The organism is Streptomyces sp. SM18 (genome assembly GCF_002910775.2).
GTDB lineage: Bacteria > Actinomycetota > Actinomycetes > Streptomycetales > Streptomycetaceae > Streptomyces > Streptomyces halstedii.
The window spans coordinates 4,468,962-4,491,227 of the sequence record NZ_CP029342.1; the positions used below are offsets into that span (position 1 = coordinate 4,468,962).

Genomic DNA, 22,266 nt, shown 5'->3' on the forward strand with positions numbered 1-22,266 from the left:
GACAGGGGGGGGCGGGCCGGGGGCGCGGGGGCCAGGGGCCTGGCCGTCACCGGGGCCGGGCGCCGGGTCTCAGGGTCGTCTCCGGGCGGACCCTGATGCCGCCACGGGCCGCCGCGTGTGACCATCGGTCCATGCCATCCGCCACGACCCGAGCCCCGAGCGCTCCCGCACCGGACCTGGAGGAGCCGCCGCCGCGCAAGCTGTACCGCAGCGCCGACGGCCGGCTGCTCGGAGGTGTCGCGCGCGGACTCGGCGGACACGTGGGGCTGCCGGTCGCCTGGGTGCGGTTCCTGTTCCTGGGGCTGTTCTTCGCGGACGGGCTCGGCGCCCTCCTCTACGCGGTCTTCTGGATCGTGGTCCCGCTGGGGGTGGGCGGGGTCGACGCCCCGCGGTCCGTCTTCGAGACCGCGCCGGACGGCCGGCGCCGCCTCCGCAAGCCGGACAAGGGCCAGGCCTTCGCCCTGGTCGCCCTGCTCATCGGTGCCGTGAGCTTCGTCAGCAGCGTCGACATGGGCAACGGCGCCGACCGGTACATCTGGCCCGCCCTGCTCATCGGCGCGGGCTCGGTCCTGGTGTGGCGCCAGGCCGACAACGCCCGCCGGGCCCGCTGGATCGAGGTCGGCCGCCGCCGCCGGGTGCTGCAACTGGCCCGGGGGCTCGCGGGCGTCGCCCTCGTCGGCCTCGGCCTCGCCGTCTTCATGGTGGTCCGCGGCTCGGCGGCCCAGCTCGGCAACGTACTGACCGCCGCGATCGCCGTGCTCACCGGCATCGCACTGCTGGCCGGGCCCTACCTGGTGCGGATGACCCAGGACCTCTCCGAGGAGCGGCTGATGCGCATCCGCGCCCAGGAGCGCGCCGAGGTCGCCGCGCACGTCCACGACTCGGTCCTGCACACCCTCACCCTGATCCAGCGCAACGCGGACGACGGCGGTGAGGTCCGCAGGCTCGCCCGCGCCCAGGAACGGGAGTTGCGTAACTGGCTGTACAACCCCGAGGGCACCGGCAAGGACGAGGACGACGAACCGGAGACGCTGGCCGAGGCCGTCAAGCGCGCCGCCGCCGAGGTCGAGGACAAGCACGGCGTCCCGCTGGAGGTCGTCGTCGTCGGCGACTGCCCGCTCGACGAGAAGCTGACGGCGCAGATGCAGGCCGCGCGCGAGGCGATGGTCAACGCCGCCAAGTACGGTGGCGAGGGCGGTGCCGTACAGGTCTTCGCGGAGGTGGAGGGCAACACGGTCTTCGTCTCCGTACGGGACCGGGGGCCGGGCTTCGACCTGGACGCCGTCCCCGACGACAGGATGGGCGTACGAGAATCGATCATCGGCCGGATGCAGCGCAACGGCGGTACGGCGCGGCTGCGTTCGGTGCCCGACGGGGGCACGGAAGTCGAGCTGGAGATGGAGAGGGCGGGTCAATGACCGAGAACACCGAAGCGACCGGAGGCCCGGAGCGCCGGGTACGGGTCGTGCTCGTCGACGACCACCGGATGTTCCGCACCGGGGTCCAGGCCGAGATCGGCCGCACCGAGGAGACCGGTGTCGAGGTCGTCGGCGAGGCCGCCGACGTCGACCAGGCGGTCACCGTGATCACGGCGACCCGCCCCGAGGTCGTCCTCCTCGACGTCCACCTGCCGGGCGGCGGCGGGGTCGAGGTGCTGCGCCGGTGCGCCCCGATGATGGGCGCGGTCCAGGACCCGGTGCGCTTCCTGGCGCTGTCCGTGTCGGACGCCGCCGAGGACGTCATCGGCGTCATCCGGGGCGGCGCCCGCGGCTACGTCACCAAGACGATCACCGGCAGCGACCTGATCGACTCGGTCTTCCGGGTCCAGGAGGGCGACGCGGTGTTCTCCCCCCGGCTGGCCGGCTTCGTCCTGGACGCCTTCGCCTCGACGGACGCGCCCCCGGTCGACGAGGACCTGGACCGGCTCACCCAGCGCGAGCGGGAGGTGCTGCGGCTGATCGCGCGCGGGTACGCGTACAAGGAGATCGCCAAGCAGCTCTTCATCTCGGTGAAGACGGTCGAGTCCCACGTCTCGGCGGTGCTCCGCAAGCTCCAGCTCTCCAACCGCCACGAACTGACCCGCTGGGCCACGGCGCGACGGCTGGTCTGAGCCGGGTGCCGTCAGGCCGGGGCAGCCAGTGAGATGCCGAGCTTCTCCCCGACCCGGCGGTAGCCGAGGCCCGCGTAGAGCCGCTCGACGTCCGGGTCGCCCGGCTCCAGCCATACGGTGTGGCAGCCACGCTCGAAGGCGCTCGACGTCAGCCAGGCGGCCAGCGCGGCACCGACGCCGCGGCGGCGGAACGGTGCGGCGACGGCGAGGCCGGTCAGTTCGCTGATGCCGTCGGCGGGAGGCGAACAGCAGCCCGTCCCGGCGGACTGCCCGTCCAGCACGGCCAGCGCGGACACCCCGCCGCCGTTCGTGGCGGCCCGCAGCCAGGCGATCTCTCCGTCCTCCGGGTCGCCCTCGCCGCCGAACCCGGTGTGCTGGACGGCGGCGGCCGCGGTGAACTCCGCGTCGGTGACGGGCTCGGTGACGCACAGGCCGTCCACCGGCTTCGGGGCGAGGAAAGTGGCGGGCGTGCAGGCGAGGACCGGGGCACGGCTCTCCACGGTGAAACCGGCCGCGAGCAGGGCGGGTTCGACGGCCGGGGCACAGGCGGGCAGGTACTCCAGGCGGGGCAGCCGGTCGCGCCCGCGCATCGCGGCGACGAGGCCCGCGATGTCCTCGGCGCTGGGTTCCGCGTCCTGATCGGGTATGGCGTAGTTGGCGAACTTCAACGGCCAGCCCGGGTTGTGGCGCACGGTGAAGGGGCCCGAGCGGTAGTGGTCGGGGGAGCGCCGGGCCAGTGTGCGCGTGTAGTGCTGGATGTCGCGGTCCGTCGGCACGGTGGGCCTTCTCTCTCGCGGGGCCGGGCGACCCGGGAGCCTACGCGACCCGGGTCGCTCCCGCGAACGGCATTTCGCTGATCGGCGCGACCCGGACCGGGGCCCCCGGGCGTGGGGCGTGGATCATCTGGCCGCCGCCGATGTAGAGGCCGACGTGGGAGATGCCGGAGTAGAAGAACACCAGGTCGCCCGGGGCCAGTTCGGAACGGGAGACGCGGGTGCCCGCGTCGATCTGGGAGTAGGTGGTGCGGGGCAGGGAGACGCCCGCCGCGCGCCAGGCGGCCTGGGTGAGGCCGGAGCAGTCGAAGGAGTCGGGGCCGGTGGCGCCCCAGACGTACGGCTTGCCGAGGGCCGTGAACGCGAACGCGACGGCCTGTGCGGCGCGGGCGTTGGGGGCCGCGGCCAGGCCTCGGGGCGCGCTCCGGTCGGCGCGTGCGGAGCCGGTGGAGCGGTCGTAGGCGGCGCGCTGACCGGCGTCCAGGGTGGCCAGGAGCTTCTGGGCGTCGGCCAGCTTGGCGCGGACCGCGTCCTTGTGCTTCTTCAGCTCGGCCCGGCGGGAGGCGAGGGCGTCGAGCTCGTTCTCGGCGCGGGCGCGGAGTTGGGCGATCTCGCTCATCTGCCGGCGTACGCCGTTGAGCGCGCCCGCCTGGCGGTCGAGCGCCCGGTCCTCGTAGGAGGCGCGGGCGAGGTACTGGTCCGGGTCGGAGGAGAGGGCCAGCCGGACGGCGGGGTCGATGCCGCCGCCGCGGTACTGGGCGGTGGCGTAGGAACCGAGGGCGTTGCGCGCGGCGTTGAGGCGTTCGGTCCTGCGGGCGGCCTCGTCGCGCAGCGCGTCGAGGGACTTCTCCGCGGCGGCGGCCTTCTCCTTGGTGCCGTTGTACTTCTCGGTGGCGATCTCGGCGTCCTCGTACAGCCGGTCCACCTTGGCCTTGACCTGTGCCGGGGTGAGCTGGGGCTCGGCCTGTGCGGCGCCTTCGAAGGCGGTGGCGGTCGCCGCCCCGGCGAGGGCCAGGGAGGCCGCGGTGCGGGCAGCAGGCCCGGTGAACAGGCGCTGCTTGGGTTTGCGGTGAGCGGCTTTGCGCTGGGCGGCCACGGGGGCGTGGGTCCTTCCGTTCGACTGCCCGTCGGGAGGTGCCGGCGGGCCCGCCGGATTCCGGCGGTACCTGGAAGGGACGCTAAGCCCGGGACACCGGCAGGAGTCGTAATGACTGCTATTTGCCCTGGTGTGACGTTTCGGTTATCGAACATGACCGCAATGGATAAACGGAGTCCGGTAGTCCGTTCTGCTCGCGAGCATGCTCGTAGGTAAGTCGTACCTGACTGAAGAGTGGTGATATGGCCGTGGCTAGGCTGCGGGCCATGAACGTACTCATCCATGTCTTCGTGGCCCTGCACATCATCGGCATCGCCTCCCTGCTGGGCGGGTTCCTGACCCAGATGAAGGCCATGGGGGCCGGTACGGCCCGCTTCGTGCCCGCGATGCTGCACGGTGCGCTCACCATGCTCGTGACGGGCGTCGCCCTCGTCGGTCTCAACCAGGCCGACGGCGCGAGCGTGAACAACATCAAGATCGGCGTCAAGCTGCTGATCCTCATCGTGATCCTGGCGCTCGTCTATGTGAAGCGGGACGAGGAGAGGGTCGACAAGGGCGCGTTCGCGGCGGTCGGTGCGCTGACGGCCGCCAATATCTTCATCGCCACGCTCTGGACCTGAGCGCGCCGGCGCGGAGTGCGGCGCGGGAACGGCGCGGAGTGCGGAAGGGGGCGGGCCCGGTGGCCCGCCCCCCTTTTTTCCTACCTTGCCGTGTGTAGGTTCTCGTTCTTCCTGTCCGATGGGTGGCCGCTGACCTGGGAAGGCTTGGTGCCTTCTCAGCGTTCTGTCCGGAGATTCTTCTCATCAATCTGTCCGATTCCTTGGAGCTCGTAACACGATCATGATCGGGCCTTCTTGAGGCGTCTGAAGCAGATGAGGCTGCAGGCGAGGGAGGTGAAGGCGTCGTGGAGTTCGGTGCGGCGTTCCCAGCGAACTGCGAGGCGTTTGAAGTGGTGGAGGAGGGCGAAGGTCTGCTCGACGACGTAGCGGAGCTTGCCGATGCCCTTGATGTTCGGTGATCCCTTGCGGGAGATGACGGGCAGGATCCGCCGTTGCCGCAGTGCGTCTCGGTTCGGGTTGGAGTCGTAGCCCTTGTCTCCGAGCAGGGCGTCGGGTCGGCGGCGGGGCCGGCCGGGGCGGCCCGCGACGGGTGGGATGCCGTCGACCAGGGCGAGGGTCTGGGTGACGTCGTTGACGTTCGCCGCAGTGGTGATGACCTTGAGCGGGGTGCCGCGGCCGTCGCAGATCAGGTGGTGCTTGCTGCCCGTCTTCCGCCGGTCGACCGGCGACGGACCGGTGTCGGCGCCCCCTTTTTCGCGCGAATGTGGGAGCCGTCCACGCACGCCCGTGACCAGTCGAGTTCGCCGGCCGCGTTCAGCTCCGCGAGCAGGACCCGGTGCAGTTGGTCGAAGACGCCTGCCTTCTGCCATCGGTCCAGGCGGCGCCAGCAGGTCTGTCCCGAGCCGAACCCCAGCTCCAGCGGCAGCAGTTGCCAGGATATGTCGTTGTAGAGGACGAACAGGATGCCCTGCAGACAGAGCCGGTCCGACACCGGCCGCGGCCCCGGCGACCGCTCCGGCCACGGCGGCAGCAACGGCTCGATCAGCGCCCACAACTCATCGTCCACGATCCACGGTCGAGTTCCCACACCTCACGAACGGCCGAAGCATCACATCGGTCACGCCTGGCCAGCGCATCTCAACAAGATCGTGTTACGAGCTCTTGGGCGTCCTGCCGGAGATCGCTGGTTGCCGCCGCAAAGGGATGACGGGCGTCGTGAGGGAGGGCATGATGGACGCCATGTCCAACACACGAAAGGCCCATGCCTCGTAGGCGTCCTTCGCAGGTCCGTCGTGACCTGCCACGGCACTTGCGGCAATGGGAACGTCGAGCCACGGTTGCTGGCTTGTCGTCCCACGTATTGGCGGAGATTGCTCGCGTTGAGCGGCAGCGCCTGTGGATTGGCGCCGCCCACGAAGCTCTGGAGCACTGGCAGAAGATCTGTCGGCAGCCTGGACGCGGCGTGATGTATACGAGGGCGACGCAGTACGACAATTGGTACGACCACGAGACAGGCGAGGACATTGGTCCGGAGCGATGTCGTGGCGTCCTGGAAACACTTGCTCATGCTCTGTCTCCGAGGTCGGCTCGGGATCTGCGGGCGCTCATCGAGCCACTTGATGAACGGTTCCTGAGGCGAACGGTGAAGGACCCGTTCGCGCCGCCAGATGCGCCATGGTGGATGAACCGTGTCAAGCGCCCTTGATCCTTTCGGGACCGCTTGTGCACTGTGGTTTTGAATCTCCTGGGTGGCTTTGTTCACGAGAACCGGTTCTCGTGAACAAAGCCACCGGCGGCTGTCCGGCAGTTGGGGCGGCTCAACAGCCAGCAGTGACCAGTTCGAACGGGGTCACGATTGGTTGCTGTCCCGGCGGGGAAGCTTGTCGCCGATCGCCTCGACGAGAACCTTGACCTCCTCTGGAAACTTTTGGGCCCAGGTCGTCAGGAACGCGCTCTTGACGATGTGGCCAGAGGTGAAGTCCAGGTCGCCGCCGATCTGCTCCCAGATCGTGTGCCGGTCCCAGTTGGTCAGCGCCCGCTCCGTCACTACCTTCTTCACTCGTTCCTGAGCATGCAGGCCCAGGTGGAGGGCCACCGCGAGCCGACCTGCTTCCTCGTCGAGAGAGTCCAACACCCGTTCCAGCACATGGGCTTCGGGATAGCTGGATCCAGGAAGCGTGAAGATGCCCTTATCCGGATTGACGCGTTCGGCCTGGTCGCCGTCGAGGATGCAGATCGACGGATAGACCGCGGTGGGGTCGATGTTGTGATGGGTGTTGACTTTGATGGCAGGGTCGTGGCCTCCCATCGCGTGCACCTTGACCTCGTCCAGCTCGATGCCGCCGTGGCTGCGCAGAGCGGTGAGAACCATGAGCTCGGCGAAGTCGTCCTCGACGAAGATCGCGAGCTTCGCCTGGATTTGTCCGGTGATGGTCCGTAGGGCTTTGACGTCGAGCTTCCCCTGGATCACGTTGCCTTGCAGGGCCGCCCAGACGGCCTTGGAAGGCAACGGGGCGAGCGCGTCGTTGGAGTGCGTGGTGAAGATGACTTGGCAGGACTTGCGGTGGGCGACACCGATCAAGTACTCGACCATGCGCTGAGTGGCCACCGGGTGCAGGCCGTTCTCGATTTCTTCGATGAGGATCATGGCCCCGGGTGAGGCCGCTTCGACCTCGGCGACGATTCGGATGACGCTCGCCTCGCCGGCACCGAAGTGGAACTCGGAGTACCCGTCCCCCCGAGGGGTGAGCCCGGAGAAGAGCGAGACCCTTTCCGCGGCGTCTACATAGAGCTGCTGGAACCCCTCGATGGGCTTGGCCAGGATCTTTGCAGCATGCTGCGTGACCTCGGGAGCAAGGGTCACCTCGCGGACAGCGGCGAAGGATCCCCCGACGGCGGCCTTGAGCTTGGGCCGCTCAGTGGCGGGCAGGGTCCGCTCGACTCCGAACACCAGCACCTCGCGTTCAAGAGCGGTGCGGTTCCACTTCAGTTGCTTGAAGCTGGCGGTGCGCGAGACCGATAGACGCGGTGTGTGCTCTTTGTCGATGATTTCGTACTCGATTGACCAGTTCTGCATGCTGGAGTCGTACTTGCCACTCTTGGCGAAGAACCGTCCTGGCGAGACGCTCTTGTAGGCCAGTGCCGCCGCCCCCAGAACGGTTGTCTTGCCTCCGCCGTTTGGTCCGACCAGGGCGGTGACGGGGAAGTCGAAAGTGACCTCTCGGTCCGTGAAGCCCCGAAGCTTCCGCAAGGTCAGTCGCTTGAGGTACTTGCCGTAGTTTTCCTTGGCAGCCTTCGTCTCCAAGTCGGTGATCACACTCGGTCGGACTTCGCTCCTGTAGTCAGTCACCACTACCCCGTCTGTCTCTTGACTGATTATTGGTTCATCGTCGCAGATCCGGCAAAAGGACTCATCGAGTAACGAGGAAAGACTCATGGAGCTGTGCGACGGCGTGGTTTGTGGTGCTGGACTTCGTGCATCGCTGCGCGGAGCCCATCGGGTGTGAGCGCGTAGTAACTGATCGTTTCAGAATGAGGTTCGCAGGCGGCGGAGGCATATGAGGCTGCAGGCCAGTTCGAGCAGGCCCTGGTGGAGATCGGCGCGTCGCTCGTAGCGGATGCGGAGCCGTTTGAACTGGTGCAGCCAGGCGAAGGCGCGCTCGACCACCCAGCGCACCTTGCCCAGTCCTGAGCCGTGGGCGACACCGCGTCGGGCGATCACCGGTTTAACGCCGCGCTTCCACAGCAGGCGGCGGTACTTGTCGAAGTCGTAGCCCCGGTCGGCATACAGACGCCGGGGTTTTCGGCGGGGGCGTCCTCGCAGACCCCGGATCGGTGGGACCGCGTCCAGCAGAGGCAGAAGCTGGGTGACGTCGTGCCGGTTGCCGCCGGTGAGTGTGACGGCCAGCGGAGTTCCGTGGCGGTCGACGATCACATGATGTTTTGAGCCGGGGCGGGCGCGGTCGACGGGCGAGGGCCCGGTGTGATCCCCCCTTTGAGAGCCCGGACATGGGACCCGTCCACGGCGCAGTCGTCCAGGTCCAGCAGGCCGGCGCGGCGCAGCTCACTCAGCAGGATGGCGTGCATGCGGGGCCAGACACCGGCCTCGGTCCAGTCCCGCAGCCGGCGCCAGGCCGTCACCCCCGAGCAGCCCACGGCCTCCGCGGGGACGTCGCGCCAGGCGACACCGGTCCGCAGCACGTACATGACGCCGGCGAGTGCCGCCCGATCGGGAACACGCAACCGTCCGGGGTAACGGTGGCGCCGTTCAGGAGCAGGTGGCAGCAGCGGAGCAACCCGCTCCCACAGGTCGTCAGGAACAAGATCAGCACGCACTCCGGACACACTGCCGACCAAGATCGCCGAGCACAAGACCCGCAGCCAGACTCATTCTGAAACGATCAGTAAGTGCGTCGGCGACCGGGACCGCAGCCGACTGGGGCTCGCGCGAGCCAGGAGTCTTCGGCTTCGTGTCGGCTGGTGAGCCAGCCCGCTCGTTCCATCCTCTTGAGCTGGTGATAGAGGGTGCCGTTGTCGATGCCGGTTCTCGCATGGATCTGGGCGCCGTAGAACTCTTCGTTCTGGTGGGCGAGCAGGTCGCGCAGCAGGATGAGGGTGGAACTCGTGATGCGGATTCGCTCGGCGGTGATGTCGTCTCCGAAAGGCCTGAGCGGTCCGGGGCTTCGCCGGCTGGTGAGGCGGATTTCGGCTCTGGCCAGAGTGGCCGCGTCCGGCATGGGGGTGATCCGGTCGGGGCCGAGTGCGGAGTGCATCAGCGCCTGGATGTGATCGGTGGCGAGGGATCGCAGGAGGGCATTGCCGTGCCTGGTCGGCCGTTGGGGTTTGTTGAAGGCGGCGCGATGGAACAGCGTGTGCCCGAGATCGCGTTCCAGGCGCTGGAATTGGTGGACCAGTGCGCCTCGGCAGGCACCGAGGTAGTCGGCTGCGGTTTCGAGGCTCGGCAGCGCCATGGCGATCTGGAAGCGGTGAAGGCGGAGCCAGCCGTGCAGCGTGCCCTCGACGGCTGCTCGGACGTTGCGCGGGATGCTCTTGTCGACCTTGGCGGTCATGACGGTGTGGCTGTGAACGCCCGGCGGGCGTAGGGGGATGCCGAGTTGCAGGAACCGCCGGCGGACTGTTTCGTCCTCGGTGCCGAGTTGGGCGGCGATGTCGGATGTTGAGCGCTTGCGGGTCAGGTACTGCTCGCGCAGCCATGTTGCGTCCATGGGGATGGGGCGTTGCGAGTAGTAGATGGTGAGGCCTATCGCCTTCGCCTGCTCGACGACGATGTGGCGGGAGATACCGGTTTCCCGGGCGATGCGGGTGAGTGTCTTGCCGTTCTTGGTGTACTCGCGCTCCAGGAAGGCGGCCGTGAGCACCCCGCGGGCGTGCTCTCGCAGTTTCCAGGCTGAGGTGGGGGTAGTGCGTGCCCATTGCCGCTCGCCATGGTCGATGTATTCGAGGGCGAGTCGGATGTGTGTGACGGTGGTGTTCAGCAGGCGGGCCGCGTCGGACGGCTTGCGTCCTTCGGTGATCACCAGTCGTTTGAGTGCGTCGAGATCGATGTCGTCCAGCCGGGGACCGGGAAGGACCAGCCCGTGGCAGCAGTCTTCGGGCGGCTCCCATGTCACGGGTTCATCGATCCCGAGATCTTCGAGCAGCCCCTGGGCGTGCTGGAGCAGGGCTTGTCTCTGCTGAAGGGAGAGCGAGACGTTGAAGTCGACGTAGCGGTTGCGGTCGTCTGGGCTCTTCCAGGCCAGGGTGTGCCGGGCGTCGGTGAGGTCAGCGCCGGTCAGCAGCTGGAAGAGATATCTCCTGGCCTGGAGCAGGCGGCCAGGGGCGGCGGGCGTACTCGTTTCGCCGGGATGAGTGTTGGTGCGGAACCACAGTTCCTGCCATGCGGCCTCGCTGATCAAGTCGGCAGGGATGAGGGTCCGTCGCCGTTGGTAGTTGATCTCGCTGCCGTGTTCGTCGATGTAGTCGGCGATACGGCAGAGGGCGGGAAAGACCTGTTCATAGCCGCTGTGGCTGATCACTTGCAGTGTGTGTGCGACGTAGTTGGGCAGGTGACCGTGCAGCGGTGTGAGGAGGGCCTTCTTGTCCCTGCTGCCGGCGCCGGGGAGGAAGAGCAGGGCGGCGGCGGTGCCTCGGAACAGGTCGACCCGGAGTCCTTGGGGTGGAAGGAACCGCAAGGTCCAGTGGGACCAAAGCAGTTGTGGGATGTGCTGGGAGCGGGAGGTGTGCGGGGCATCGCCGGGAACGGGGATGCGGGCTGCGGGACTGCCCGAGTACAGGCGGACACGGTCAAGGTGGGTGAGGTGGGCATCGGCCGCGTGGACGAACCTGCCGCGCATGCGGGGTGAGAGCTTCTTCCAGTTCTCCATGGTCATGTCGGCGGGGTGGGGCGCTGTCGCGGCCCCTTGATGTGTGCGGAGCTGCTGGATGCGCTGGATGGCGGTGTCGTGGCAAGGGCCCAGCAGCGGACGGGCGTGGTGCGTGATCACTGCGGTGAGCGGGGCGTTCATCGGCGCCAGCCGGTCGGGCGTGGCCTTGGTGGGGCGCTCGGCCCATGCTGTCGCGGCGATGGTCCCCAGATGGGTGATTTCGTGCTCAGGCAGGACATGCAGGAACCAGCGCGACAGGTGGACCAGGTCGCTCAGGCTCGTGGCTGGAGCCGCGATGTCGGGATCGGCAAGGAGTTCGTCGATCCAGCGCTGAGCTGACAACAGAGGGCTGGTGTCGGGGAGTCGATTCGTTGGCGCGATGCGAAGATCTGTGCCGCAGGGTGGGTCGTCACCGCGGCGGGTGATGCAGATTCCTGCCGGATGGGAGCAGGTGCGGCCCGGGAGCAGGCGGCGTGGCCGGCAGCCGCAGCCGGGACACGTGTCGTGCAGCAGCGTGCGGTGGGTGGTGCAGGCGAACACGCAGGGCAGCCACCAGGCGAGTTTCCACCGTCCCTCGCGCTCGGCCAGACAGTTCGGGCAGTAGCGCGAGCCGCGGGCCTGCCGTGTACGCGGCGGCAGGACGGGATCCGGCAGAGTCTGGTCCAGCTGGTGATCGAGTAGCTGGCAGCGGCGTTCCAGCTCACGAAGCTGGGAGGACGTGATGCTTGTGAAGAGCGTGGAGGTCAGGGAAGGGGTCGGTAGGCCGAAGTCGGTCAGCAGTGCTCGAAGGGAGAGCCCGTTGCGGCGGGCGAGTGCTTCGAGCCAGCTGTCGATTCCCTCGCCGGGGGCGATGGGGACCCGCAGTGGCAGGACGCGATTGCTGCCGAGGATCACGACGCCGCCTTGGACTTGGAGGACAGAGTGCCGTGGGCGAGAGCGGCCGCGAGTTGCTTGCGGGCCTGTTCGGATGCTTCGTCGAGCCGTACTTGGTCGAGCAGGTCGCGGTTCAGCGCCTCGGTCCTGCCACGGATGGCCCGGTAGCAACCGCGCATCAGCAGAGTGAAGTACGACCCAATGTGGCCGCTGGTGCGCTCGAAAAGGTAGCCGGCCAGGTCGATGAGCATGCCGGGGTGGTGCTCCGCCAGCACAAGTTGGCGCTCGGATGCCTTGAGCAGGCTCTGCCAGTGCTGGCGCCCCTGGTCGGAGGTGAGGTGGAACGGGTCCACGCCGAGCCGCGTCCAGCGGCGTGCGGTCTGCGCGAGGACCGTGTTCTTCCCGGTCAGCCCGTCGGCGAAGAAGCGGCGTTCGGCGAGGCCGACGCCGACATAGACGAATGTGACGGGGAGTTCGTTGGCGAGCCACTTCAGATGGTTGCTCACCGCGAGCCCCTCCTTGCGGTCGAGGTCGATGAAGTGGATGTCGTCGATGATCCCCAGACGGGTGTCGCAGCTGAGCACGCAGTCCAGGGCATGGCTGGCCAGGGCTGCCGCGCTGCCCCGGTCGGTGGCGGGATGCCCGTAGAACTCGCAGATCATCCGGTTCAGCGTGCGCAGGGTGGTGTTCGAGGTCAGCCCGACCCGGAAGACCGGGACACGCTCGTTGCCCTCGGCTGTGACCGTTCCGAGGCGGCGGCGCTGCTGGCGGTCGTAGGTGCGGCCGTAGAGGTTGGCGATGGTGGTCTTGCCCAGGCCGGGCAGGGCGTCGACGACCGCCGCCGAGCGGATGCGGTCCCCGTCCTGCCGGTTGCTGGCCACGATCTGGTCCAGTTCCTCGTGGAGGGAGGCCAGCTGAGGGGTCTGGATGATGCCGAAGTTCGCCTGCCAGTCGTGACGCCGGTCGTTGTAGTCCTCACGGGCGTCCTCGCCCAGCGCGTCTAGCTGAGCTCGGGTGAGCATCTCGGGACGCTGCCGCGGAGGAGTGTTGACGTACTGGTTCCAGCCCTCCTTGCGGGACAGGCTGAACAGTCCTGGTGTGCTCATTCCAGTACCTCGAAGGCGTCCGCGTAGAAGTCGTCCCCGTCCGGGGCGTCGAAGATCTCGTCCTCCTCGTCCAGGTCGCTGGTTACGGACCGCTCGGGCACCAGATGCAGGCGGGCCGAGCTCACCGGTGTGCGGGGCTCGTCCTCTGACAGCCGGGGCAGTGGGACCGCGGCTCGTTCGGCGGACAACCGCAGGGCCATGCGGCGTTCGGTGACCATGCCCTGGTCCCAACGGGCGAGGAGCTCGGCCAGAGCCTCGGAGGCGTCGAGATGCCGCCCGCTCCGGAGTGACAGTCGTCGGGCGTGAGCCGCCGCCTCGGCGGAGAACGCCATATTCAGCGCGGGTGCGTGTTCCCATTCCAGCCGGTGCCAGGAGTCGTCGGCTGGATCCTGGAAGTAGATGAACCGCACGTCATCGGGGTGCACACGGAGCGGCCACCGACCGGCGAGCAGGCCGCCGTACGGGCTCTTCTCGTTGCGGTAGCCGTCCAGGGCCGGGCCGTTGTAACGCAACCCGTCGACCTCGACGCCGTAGTGCTGGATAGTGCGCGGCTTGACCTGCAGGAAGTCGAAGACGAGGTCGGGCGACGGAAGAATTCGCAGCCGTCCGGCCCGTGCCAGACCGGCCTGCAGCATTTCCAGCGGCGACAGTTCCACGCCTGGCCACTGAGGGATGACCAGCCCGTCGTGCTGGGAACAGTGATAGACCCCCGTGATCCAATCGCGGATCACGTCTTCCAACTCGTGGATGTAGAAGAACGCCTGGTCCTCCACCTTCTCTCCGCGGCTGTGCAAGTCTGGGCCTTTGTAGGCAGGAAGGTGCTGGATCAGTCCCTCACGCAGAGTGCGGAAGAAGCGTTCGACGGTCGGCTTGTCGGTGGGCTTCTTCGGCTGGGCCGGCTGGATCGACATCCCCAGCCTGGTGCACACACTGATCACGTGGGCCGACATGAAAGCCCGCCCGTGATCGATGATCAGCGTCTCCGGCGGACACAGCCCCCGGCCCGGCACCAGGTCCTTCTCGGTGAACACCACCTGCTGGGGCACGCCGTGATAGGGACCGAGCACCTGCTGGCCAGCGCCGTCCGGAGGGGGAGCGATCGCCTCGAACAGCACTCCCGCGACATCCACAGCCTTGGTGGAAACCGCCGTCACCCGCAGCCCGACGATGCAGCGACTGAACAGGTCCTGGGCGCTGCGGCCGGGTCAGCGACGCCAGCAACAGCCCGGCGCCCTCAGTAGAGTCCGGCAATCCATTGCTTTCCGTCTGGGTATGCGCCGCGAGACGTCCCACCGAGAGTGCGGTGAACTCGCCGGTCCTCGTATTGCGGATGGTCACCCCGCGGTGATCGAACTCCACCACCTCGACCAGGTCGCCGCAGTAGATCAGCCGGGAACCAGGGAAAACCGTTACCGCCTTGCCGCTCATCGGCCCGCCTCCTCGGCGAGCCAGACTGATGTGTGCGTGCTCAAGGGACGTGAAAGATCCGCCGCCAGAGCGCCGGACCACACCAGATGTAACAAGGCCGGCCGGACCAGGTCGCCAGAGTGCCGCCCGATCAGCGCCTTCTCAATGCCGCCGACGCATCGCTGTCCTTGCGCTGCCGCCAACACCTCTGGCAGTAAACGTGACTCGATGACCTGCTGCCGTCGGTAGCCGGCCAGGAACCGGACGTTCTCCACGAGGACCGGGTCGGCCCCCACCCATACTTCGAAGGCCCAACCCCGCAGTGAGCACAGCTCGCGCATCCAGGCGAACTGCTCGACGAACTTCGTCTCCTTTGCCCGCTCCGGCGGCTTGACGTCAACCACCGTCACCAATCCGTCAGCGTGCGTCAGCAACAGATCCGGAACGTGCCGACGGCTTCGGACGCCGTCCTCCCCGGTCAGCTGGAAAGGCTGAGCGGCGATACCTCCCACGTCCCGGGCGAAGTCCGCCAGCAGGATCCGGGCCAGTTCCAGACGGCTCTCGTAAGCAACCAGACGGTCACCCGTTGTCGCGTGATACCACCCCGAGTAATGCCGCCGCCCCTTGTACCAGCGGAATTCCCGCACCGGCAGCCCGGCTGCCACCTCTGCGACGATCACCCGGTCCAGCGTCGTCTGTACGAACTCGCCATCCGCCTGCCGATAGCGCACCTCAACAGGAACCGCCATGACCACCGCCCGGTGTACGAAGCCAGCGGGGTATTGATCACAGCCCCGGCCGAGGCTTCCCAACACGGCCCACCGGCCATGCGGCGACAAGCGGGTACAGAATCCAACACCACCCGTGAGAGTGGACTTCTCATCGCCCTGTCCCATCGGACAAGCCACGGACAGAACGATGAGAAACGGTCAACTCAAATGCGGCCCTACAACCGTGCTCCGGGTCACGCCGGGCGCACGCTCCCGTAGATGGGCATGTAGTAGATCGACTCCTCGCGGACGTTCGCTCCCGGCTTCGGCGCGTGGATCATCATCCCGTCGCCCTTATAGATGCCCACGTGGCTGATGTCGTCGTAGAAGAAGACCAGGTCACCCGGTTGCAGGTCCGCCGTGGCGACCCGGGTTCCGACCTTGACCTGGTCCCACGTGGTGCGGGGCAGGGTGACCCCCGCCTCCTTCCACGCGGCCTGGGTGAGCCCGGAGCAGTCGTACGAGGAGGGGCCCGTCGCCCCCCAGACGTACGGCTTGCCGATCTGGGCGCGGGCGAACGCCAGGACCTTCTCGGCCTTCGACGCGTAGCCGGCGTCCGAGCCGGTGCCGCCGGTCCCGGTCCCCGTGCCCGTACCGGAGCCGGTGCCCGAGCCGGTGCCCTGGCCGGCGGCCGCCTCCTTGGCGGCGCGGTCGGCCTCGGCCTTCGCGGCGGCCTGCTGGCGGGCCAGTTCCTCGGCCTTCCGCTTCGCCTCCGCCTCCTTCTTCCGCTCCAGCTCCGCGAGGCGTGCCTTCTCCTCGGCGGTCAGCTTCGACAGCAGGGAGCGCGCCTCGGACAGCTTCTCCTGGACCTCCTGCTTGCTGGTGCGCAGTTCCGCCTGGGACTCGGTGAGCGTCTGGAGGCTCTTCGTCGCCTCGACCCGCTTGGCGGCCGCCTCGCGCTGCTGGGTACGGAAGTCGGCGACCGCCTTCTGCTGCCGGCTGGTCATCCGGCTCATCAACTGGTCCTGGTCGAAGTACGACTGCGGGTCGTCCGCCAGGAAGAAGGTGGCCGTGGGGGCGATCGAGCCCCCGCGGTACTGCGCCGTCGCGTAGCGGCCCAGCTCACGCCGCGTCTCGTTGAGCTTGTCGGCACGCTCGGCGGCGGCCTTGAGCAGGGCGTCCACCTCGTCGCGCTGCTTCGCGGAGGCGGACTTGGCCTCGTTGTACTTCTGCGTCGCGGTGCCCGCCTGCCGGAACAGGCCGTCGACCTTCTTCTGCACTTCCTCGATGGTGGGTGCCGGTTTCGCGGGGGCGGCCGTCGCGGTCTGCGTGGAGAGCAGGGTCACGGAGGCGAGCGCGGCCGTGGTGAGGCCGACGGCGGGGGTGGTGGCGCGCAGGCGGGTGCGCGGTTTGCGATGCGATGCCAAGGCCGGCATCTCCTTCCGTGGACCGCCTACCGGGTTAGCTGTCGGGTTCGGGCGGAACGGAAGGCTGCCCTACGGTCCCATGGGGCCGGACCGATTCACCCCGGTGCTGCGTGTGGGTCCCCGGTTCCGGTCTCCCGCGAGGGAGGACGGATTCGGCGGAGGCGCCCGCGTGGCGTGGTTCGCCTCAGAGGGGGAACGGGTCACCTGACCGAGCACGCTAGCCAACCGTGGTGTCCCTGTGAAGGTTGATGTTCGATATGCCCGATACGTTTTCGTGACCTTTCCCGTACGGCGGTCGCCGGCCCTGTTCGCGGCCCCGGAATCGTACGGTCCGCATGCTGGTCGTCGCCGTGGGTGACCGGTTGGGGTCATCCTGCCGATGCCGCTCCGTAGTGTCGGTGGGTCGGCCTAGACTCGTGAGGCGATGAGCAGCCTCTTTGACGACAGTTTCCTGGCCGGCCTCCAGCAGGCGGACGACGGCCCCCCGCCGCCTCCCGAGGAGCAGGCACCCGAAGCGGTGCCGGAGGGCCTCTTCGGCGATGTCTTCGACACCCCTCCGCCGCCGCGCGAGACGCACTACCGCGACGGCGCCCCGCGGCCCGTCATCGACTCCGCCGCCCTGCTGGACGGGCTGAACACCGAGCAGCGCGCCGCCGTCGTGCACGCCGGTTCCCCCCTGCTCATCGTGGCCGGTGCCGGCTCCGGGAAGACCCGGGTGCTGACCCACCGGATCGCCCACCTGCTGGCCGAGCGAGGGGTGCATCCGGGGCAGATCCTCGCGATCACCTTCACCAACAAGGCCGCCGGCGAGATGAAGGAGCGCGTCGAGGAGCTCGTCGGCCCGCGCGCCAACGCCATGTGGGTCATGACGTTCCACAGCGCCTGCGTGCGGATCCTGCGCCGCGAGTCCAAGCTCCTCGGCTTCACCTCGTCGTTCTCCATCTACGACGCGGCCGACTCCAAGCGCCTGATGGCCCTGGTCTGCCGCGACCTGGACCTCGACCCGAAGCGCTACCCGCCGAAGTCGTTCACCGCGAAGGTCTCCAACCTCAAGAACGAGCTGATCGACGAGGAGACGTTCGCCGGGCAGGCGTCGGACGGTTTCGAGAAGACGCTGGCCCAGGCGTACGCGCTCTACCAGGCACGGCTGCGCGAGGCCAACGCCCTCGACTTCGACGACATCATCATGACGACGGTGCACCTGCTCCAGGCGTTCCCCGATGTCGCCGAGCACTACCGCCGCCGCTTCCGGCACGTCCTGGTCGACGAGTACCAGGACACCAACCACGCCCAGTACACCCTGGTGCGCGAGCTGGTCGGCCCGTCCGGAGAGGCCGACGCCCCCGGTGAGCTGTGTGTCGTCGGTGACGCGGACCAGTCGATCTACGCCTTCCGGGGCGCGACGATCCGCAACATCCTCCAGTTCGAGGAGGACTACCCGGACGCCACGACGATCATGCTGGAGCAGAACTACCGCTCCACGCAGACGATCCTGTCCGCGGCCAACGCCGTCATCGAGCGCAACGAGAGCCGCCGCCCCAAGAACCTCTGGACGAAGGCCGGCGCCGGCACCCGGATCACCGGGTACGTGGCCGACACCGAGCACGACGAGGCGCAGTTCGTCGCCGAGGAGATCGACCGGCTGACGGACGCCGGGGAGGCGAAGGCCGGCGACGTCGCGGTCTTCTACCGGACGAACGCCCAGTCCCGTGTCTTCGAAGAGATCTTCATCCGGGTCGGCCTGCCGTACAAGGTCGTCGGCGGCGTCCGCTTCTACGAGCGCAAGGAGGTCAGGGACGTCCTGGCCTATCTGCGGGTCCTCGCCAACCCCGAGGACACCGTCCCGCTGCGCCGCATTCTCAACGTGCCCAAGCGCGGCATCGGGGACCGGGCCGAGGCGATGATCGACGCCCTGTCGATGCGCGAGAAGATCTCCTTCCCGCAGGCGCTGCGCCGCGTGGACGAGGCGTACGGCATGGCGGCCCGCTCGGCCAACGCCGTGAAGCGGTTCAACACGCTGATGGAGGAGCTCCGCACGATCGTGGAGTCGGGCGCCGGCCCCGCGGTCGTCCTGGAGGCCGTCCTGGAGCGCACGGGCTATCTCGCCGAACTCCAGACGTCCACCGACCCGCAGGACGAGACCCGCGTCGAGAACCTTCAGGAACTCGCCGCCGTGGCCCTGGAGTTCGAGCAGGACCGGGCCGAGGAGGAGGGCTCGGGCACGCTCGCGGAGTTCCTGGAGAAGGTCGCGCTCGTCGCCGACTCCGACCAGATCCCCGACGAGGACGCGGACGGGACCGGAGTCATCACGCTGATGACGCTGCACACCGCGAAGGGCCTGGAGTTCCCCGTGGTCTTCCTGACCGGCATGGAGGACGGCGTCTTCCCGCACATGCGCGCGCTGGGCCAGGTCAAGGAGCTGGAGGAGGAGCGCCGGCTCGCCTACGTCGGCATCACGCGCGCCCGCGAGCGGCTGTACCTGACGCGGGCGGCGATGCGGAGCGCCTGGGGCCAGCCCTCGTACAACCCGCCGTCCCGGTTCCTGGAGGAGATCCCGGACCAGCACCTGGAGTGGAAGCGCAAGGGCCCGATGGCGGCCCCGGCGGGACCCACCTCGGGCATCACCTCGTCGCTGTCCTCGTCCCGCTCGAAGTCCGGCCCGTCCGGGTTCGCGACCCGGCGCGCGTCGGAGAAGCCGGTCGTCACCCTGGTGGCGGGGGACCGGGTCACGCACGACCAGTTCGGGCTGGGCACCGTGACGGCGGTCGAGGGCTTCGGTGACCAGGCCAAGGCCACGGTCGACTTCGGTGACGAGCGGCCGAAGAAGCTGCTCCTGCGGTACGCGCCGGTCGAGAAGCTCTGACGGGCTAAGGGCGGGGGCACCGGCGGACCGCCGGTGCCCCCGCCCTTCCGTTCGCGCGATGCCTCAGTCGGGGGTGACTTCGCGGTGCCTCAGTTGGGGTTGACGCCGTGGCTGCGGAGCCAGGGCGTCGGGTCGATCGCCGCGCCGCCACCGGGGCGTACCTCGAAGTGGAGGTGCGGGCCGGTGGAGTTGCCGGAGCTTCCGGAGTAGGCGATGACGTCGCCCGCCTTGACCGAACCGGCCCGGATCTTGGTGGTGCTGAGGTGGCAGTACCAGGTCTCCGTGCCGTCGGCCGCGGTGACGATCGCCATGTTCCCGTAGGCGCTGTTGTACTGGGTGCGCACGGTGCCGTCGGTCGCCGCCATCACGGGGGTGCCGTACGAGACGGGGAAGTCGATGCCGGTGTGGACGGACATCCAGTTCACGCCCGCCTGGCCGTACGACGCGCTGAGCCCGTGCTGCTTCACCGGGAGCATGAACTTGGGGCGCAGCGCCTCACGGCGGGCGGCCTCCTCCTCCCGCTTCTTCTTCTCCGCGGCCTGACGCTCCTTCAGGTCGATGCGCTCCTGGGTGCGGCTGGCGCGGTCCGCGAAGTTCTCGGCGTCGGCACTGAGGTTGGCGAGCTGTGTGTCGAGCTTGTTGTTGGCGACGGCCGGCTTGACGGTGTCGGCGGCCGCCATGGACGTGGTGTCGTCCTTCTTCTCGTCCGCGTCCGTCACGCCGCTCACGGAGGCGGCGGCGATACCCGCGACGCTCATCACACAGGCGGAGGGCACGGCGACGGTGAGCAGGGCGGAACGCTTCGCGGGGGTCCGGCGCCGTCCGCGGCCGCCCCCGCGCTGGACCGAACGCCCCACCGGGGCCGAGGGGGAGGGGACACGGGCCGCGGGTACCTCGATGACCTCGGCCAGCTCGGTGACCGCGTCGTGGATACCGGCGGGCTCCCCGGCCGACTCCCCGGCGGACTCGTGCTCGCCCCGCGCGTTCGTGAACGGCCCGTCCGTGAACGGTTCGTCCGTGAACGACTCGTGTCCGGTCATGGACGAGGGGTCGGCGGGGGAGGGGCCGGCGGAGGAGGCCGAAGTCTGCGGTCCGGTGGCCTCGCGGGCGTAGTCGTGGGTGCTGAACTCGGCCGTTTCGTACGGCTGGTGGGAGTCGCCCCGGTGTTCGTACGACGGATACGACGTCTGTTCGGTGGCGTATGGCGCGGTCTCGGGCGTGTCGCCGGTGTTCCAGGCGGTGGCGTCCCAGGCCCCGGTGTCGGCCGGCGCGTACGCGGAGGAGTCGAAGGCGTCCGCGGCGAAGGCCGGTGCCGTGTACGTGCCCGTGGCGTACGCCGTGTCCGCGAACGTGGCGGTGGGGAAGGCGCCGGTGTCCCCGCTGCCCCACGGGTCGGCGGGGGCGGTGTTCCAGCCGCTGGTGTCCCACTGGCCCGTCGCGTCGGGGGTGGCCGTCTGGGTGGGGAGGCCCACGTCGGGCATCCAGATGGCGGTGGTGTCGTAGCTCTGCTGGGGCTGCGGGTGGCCTTGGGCGGCGTAACTCTCGTACGGGGCGGCCTGCTGGTGGGCCCCGGTGTCCCACTGGCCGCTGTCCCACTGGCCGGAGTGGTGCGTGCCGGTGTCGTACTGGCCGGTGGGGTGCGGCTGTTGCCCCGATCCCGTGGTGTCGCCGTAGCCGCCGTACGGGGTGTCCGGTGTGCCGTACGCGGCGCTGAAGCCGCTGCCGTACGTCGTGCTGTGACTGTCGTCGTGGCTGTCGCCGTGGCCCGGGAGCGTTCCGAAGAGCGGATCGGTGGTGTAGCTGCCGGTGGTGCCGCTGTCGTATCCGGCATACCCGGCGTGGGGGTGCTGGTCGTTCACCAACTTCTCTCTCGCCTCGGCAGCAGGACCTGTGCTGGGGTCCGGTGGGGGGATCCCAGGGGGAGCAGTGGCCGCGACTGTACCCGGCGGTATGCGACGACGACAATCTTCCACAGGGTTCAGCCGCTCAGGAAACGGGCAATCGGCCGCCTTTTGGTGGACGGGATGCGGAGGCTTGGCCCTACGTTCGATGTTTGTTCTATTCCTGGGCCTGGGGCCGGATGCCCGGGGTGCGCCGGGGCACGGTGCGGCGTCCGGGGATGCCGGGTTCACGCGGGGATGCCGGGGTTCACGCGGGGCTGCCGGGGTTCAGGGGTGGCTGAAGTGGCGGTTCTGGCGGACCCGGCGGATCCGGGGGTCGCACCACCGTGCCGTGCGGCTGACGGCGCGGTGGTACGACGAACTCGTGCGGCCTCCCTGCACCGGTCCGGTGCGGCACGTGTGCGGCAGGTATCGGCAGGTGTGCCGCGGGATGCGGAGAGCGACGCGTGGCGAACAGGTCCCTGTGTGATTTCCCCCTCCCCGCCCACCGCGAAACGGCACCGTGCGGGATGCTGTGGATAACGTTCGTTCACATCCCCGGCCCGTCAGGCACGGGAGACGCATGTGGAGGCATTGATGGGTGTGACCGGTCCGATCCGTGTGGTGGTGGCCAAGCCAGGCCTCGACGGCCATGACCGCGGGGCGAAGGTGATCGCGCGGGCGCTGCGGGACGCGGGTATGGAGGTCATCTATACCGGCCTCCACCAGACCCCCGAACAGATCGTGGACACCGCGATCCAGGAGGACGCCGACGCGATCGGCCTCTCGATCCTCTCGGGCGCGCACAACACGCTGTTCGCCAAGGTCATCGAGCTGCTGAAGGAGCGCGACGCGGAGGACATCAAGGTCTTCGGCGGCGGCATCATCCCCGAGGCGGACATCCCCCCGCTGAAGGCGGTGGGCGTCGCGGAGATCTTCACGCCCGGCGCGACGACGGCCTCGATCGTCGACTGGGTGAACGCCCACGTCCGTCAGCCGGCGGGCGCCTGAGACGCCCGGCCGCCCGGTTGGCCGACGGCCCCCTCTGCCACGGGGCGCTCCTGGCCGACGCATGCCC

The 22,266-nt window shown here is 68.8% G+C and carries 16 protein-coding genes and 1 riboswitch; of the genes, 5 read left to right on the forward strand and 11 right to left on the reverse strand.

Annotated elements, in window-relative coordinates; all coding sequences use genetic code 11:
* Positions 1-131: 131 nt before the first annotated feature.
* Together B9S64_RS20375 and B9S64_RS20380 are read left to right on the forward strand one after the other, a co-directional pair.
* Complete coding sequence (locus B9S64_RS20375; RefSeq protein ID WP_103491124.1) at positions 132-1,418, forward strand: ATP-binding protein; 1,287 nt, start codon at positions 132-134, stop codon at positions 1,416-1,418.
* Positions 1,415-2,110, forward strand: a complete 696-nt coding sequence (locus tag B9S64_RS20380) for a response regulator transcription factor (RefSeq protein ID WP_028439182.1) — start codon at positions 1,415-1,417, stop codon at positions 2,108-2,110. Before B9S64_RS20375 ends, B9S64_RS20380 begins: the two co-directional genes overlap by 4 nt.
* An 11-nt stretch (positions 2,111-2,121) precedes the next feature.
* Here the strand turns inward: B9S64_RS20380 and B9S64_RS20385 are convergent, their stop codons facing one another.
* Entirely contained in the window at positions 2,122-2,886 is a 765-nt protein-coding gene (locus B9S64_RS20385; RefSeq protein ID WP_103491123.1) for a GNAT family N-acetyltransferase, read from the reverse strand.
* Positions 2,887-2,926: 40 nt separating this feature from the next.
* Positions 2,927-3,979, reverse strand: coding sequence for an NlpC/P60 family protein (locus B9S64_RS20390; protein ID WP_103491122.1), 1,053 nt, complete (start codon positions 3,977-3,979; stop codon positions 2,927-2,929).
* A 266-nt stretch (positions 3,980-4,245) separates the two neighbouring features.
* Here B9S64_RS20390 and B9S64_RS20395 point away from each other — a divergent pair, with 266 nt between their 5' ends.
* Entirely contained in the window at positions 4,246-4,599 is a 354-nt protein-coding gene (locus tag B9S64_RS20395; RefSeq protein WP_103491121.1) for a hypothetical protein, read from the forward strand.
* Between the two features lie 218 nt (positions 4,600-4,817).
* Here B9S64_RS20395 and B9S64_RS20400 read toward each other — a convergent pair.
* From B9S64_RS20400 to B9S64_RS20435, 8 genes are all read right to left on the reverse strand, one after another.
* A protein-coding gene (locus B9S64_RS20400; protein WP_374936117.1) for an IS5 family transposase occupies positions 4,818-5,608 on the reverse strand; the annotation gives its coding sequence in 2 pieces (ribosomal slippage) (positions 4,818-5,306 and positions 5,309-5,608; 789 coding nt in all).
* Positions 5,609-6,388: 780 nt separating this feature from the next.
* A complete protein-coding gene (locus tag B9S64_RS20405) occupies positions 6,389-7,855 on the reverse strand; it encodes an ATP-dependent endonuclease (protein WP_258038093.1) in 1,467 nt (488 codons plus the stop codon).
* A gap of 210 nt (positions 7,856-8,065) precedes the next feature.
* Positions 8,066-8,874, reverse strand: a protein-coding gene (locus B9S64_RS20410) for an IS5 family transposase (protein ID WP_103494021.1) whose coding sequence is annotated in 2 segments (ribosomal slippage) — positions 8,066-8,535 and positions 8,535-8,874 — 810 coding nt in all. Because the reading frame shifts where the segments join, the coding sequence is not laid out codon by codon here.
* Positions 8,875-8,939: 65 nt separating this feature from the next.
* Positions 8,940-11,816, reverse strand: a complete 2,877-nt coding sequence (locus B9S64_RS20415) for a TniQ family protein (RefSeq protein ID WP_181012479.1) — start codon at positions 11,814-11,816, stop codon at positions 8,940-8,942.
* Complete coding sequence (locus B9S64_RS20420) at positions 11,813-12,901, reverse strand: AAA family ATPase (RefSeq protein ID WP_103493958.1); 1,089 nt, start codon at positions 12,899-12,901, stop codon at positions 11,813-11,815. The genes B9S64_RS20415 and B9S64_RS20420 overlap by 4 nt, the downstream gene beginning before the upstream one ends.
* Positions 12,898-14,055, reverse strand: coding sequence for a Mu transposase C-terminal domain-containing protein (locus tag B9S64_RS20425; RefSeq protein ID WP_103505303.1), 1,158 nt, complete (start codon positions 14,053-14,055; stop codon positions 12,898-12,900). The genes B9S64_RS20420 and B9S64_RS20425 overlap by 4 nt, the downstream gene beginning before the upstream one ends.
* 270 nt (positions 14,056-14,325) lie before the next feature.
* The gene (locus tag B9S64_RS20430) at positions 14,326-15,057 is read right to left on the reverse strand and encodes a TnsA-like heteromeric transposase endonuclease subunit (RefSeq protein ID WP_103493956.1); all 732 of its coding nucleotides are present in this window, start codon (positions 15,055-15,057) and stop codon (positions 14,326-14,328) included.
* Between the two features lie 215 nt (positions 15,058-15,272).
* The gene (locus B9S64_RS20435) at positions 15,273-16,454 is read right to left on the reverse strand and encodes a C40 family peptidase (protein ID WP_103493955.1); all 1,182 of its coding nucleotides are present in this window, start codon (positions 16,452-16,454) and stop codon (positions 15,273-15,275) included.
* Positions 16,453-16,613: riboswitch (cyclic di-AMP (ydaO/yuaA leader) on the reverse strand. (Overlaps the previous gene by 2 nt.)
* Positions 16,614-16,869: 256 nt before the next feature.
* Here B9S64_RS20435 and pcrA point away from each other — a divergent pair.
* The gene (gene pcrA / locus B9S64_RS20440) at positions 16,870-19,308 is read left to right on the forward strand and encodes a DNA helicase PcrA (protein ID WP_103493954.1); all 2,439 of its coding nucleotides are present in this window, start codon (positions 16,870-16,872) and stop codon (positions 19,306-19,308) included.
* An 89-nt stretch (positions 19,309-19,397) separates the two neighbouring features.
* Here pcrA and B9S64_RS20445 read toward each other — a convergent pair whose 3' ends face one another.
* Positions 19,398-21,167, reverse strand: coding sequence for a M23 family metallopeptidase (locus tag B9S64_RS20445; RefSeq protein WP_103493953.1), 1,770 nt, complete (start codon positions 21,165-21,167; stop codon positions 19,398-19,400).
* Between the two features lie 618 nt (positions 21,168-21,785).
* Here B9S64_RS20445 and B9S64_RS20450 point away from each other — a divergent pair.
* Positions 21,786-22,199 carry a cobalamin B12-binding domain-containing protein gene (locus tag B9S64_RS20450; RefSeq protein ID WP_028439176.1) on the forward strand — a complete coding sequence of 138 codons (414 nt, stop codon included), beginning with the start codon at positions 21,786-21,788 and terminating at the stop codon, positions 22,197-22,199.
* Positions 22,200-22,266 lie beyond the last annotated feature (67 nt).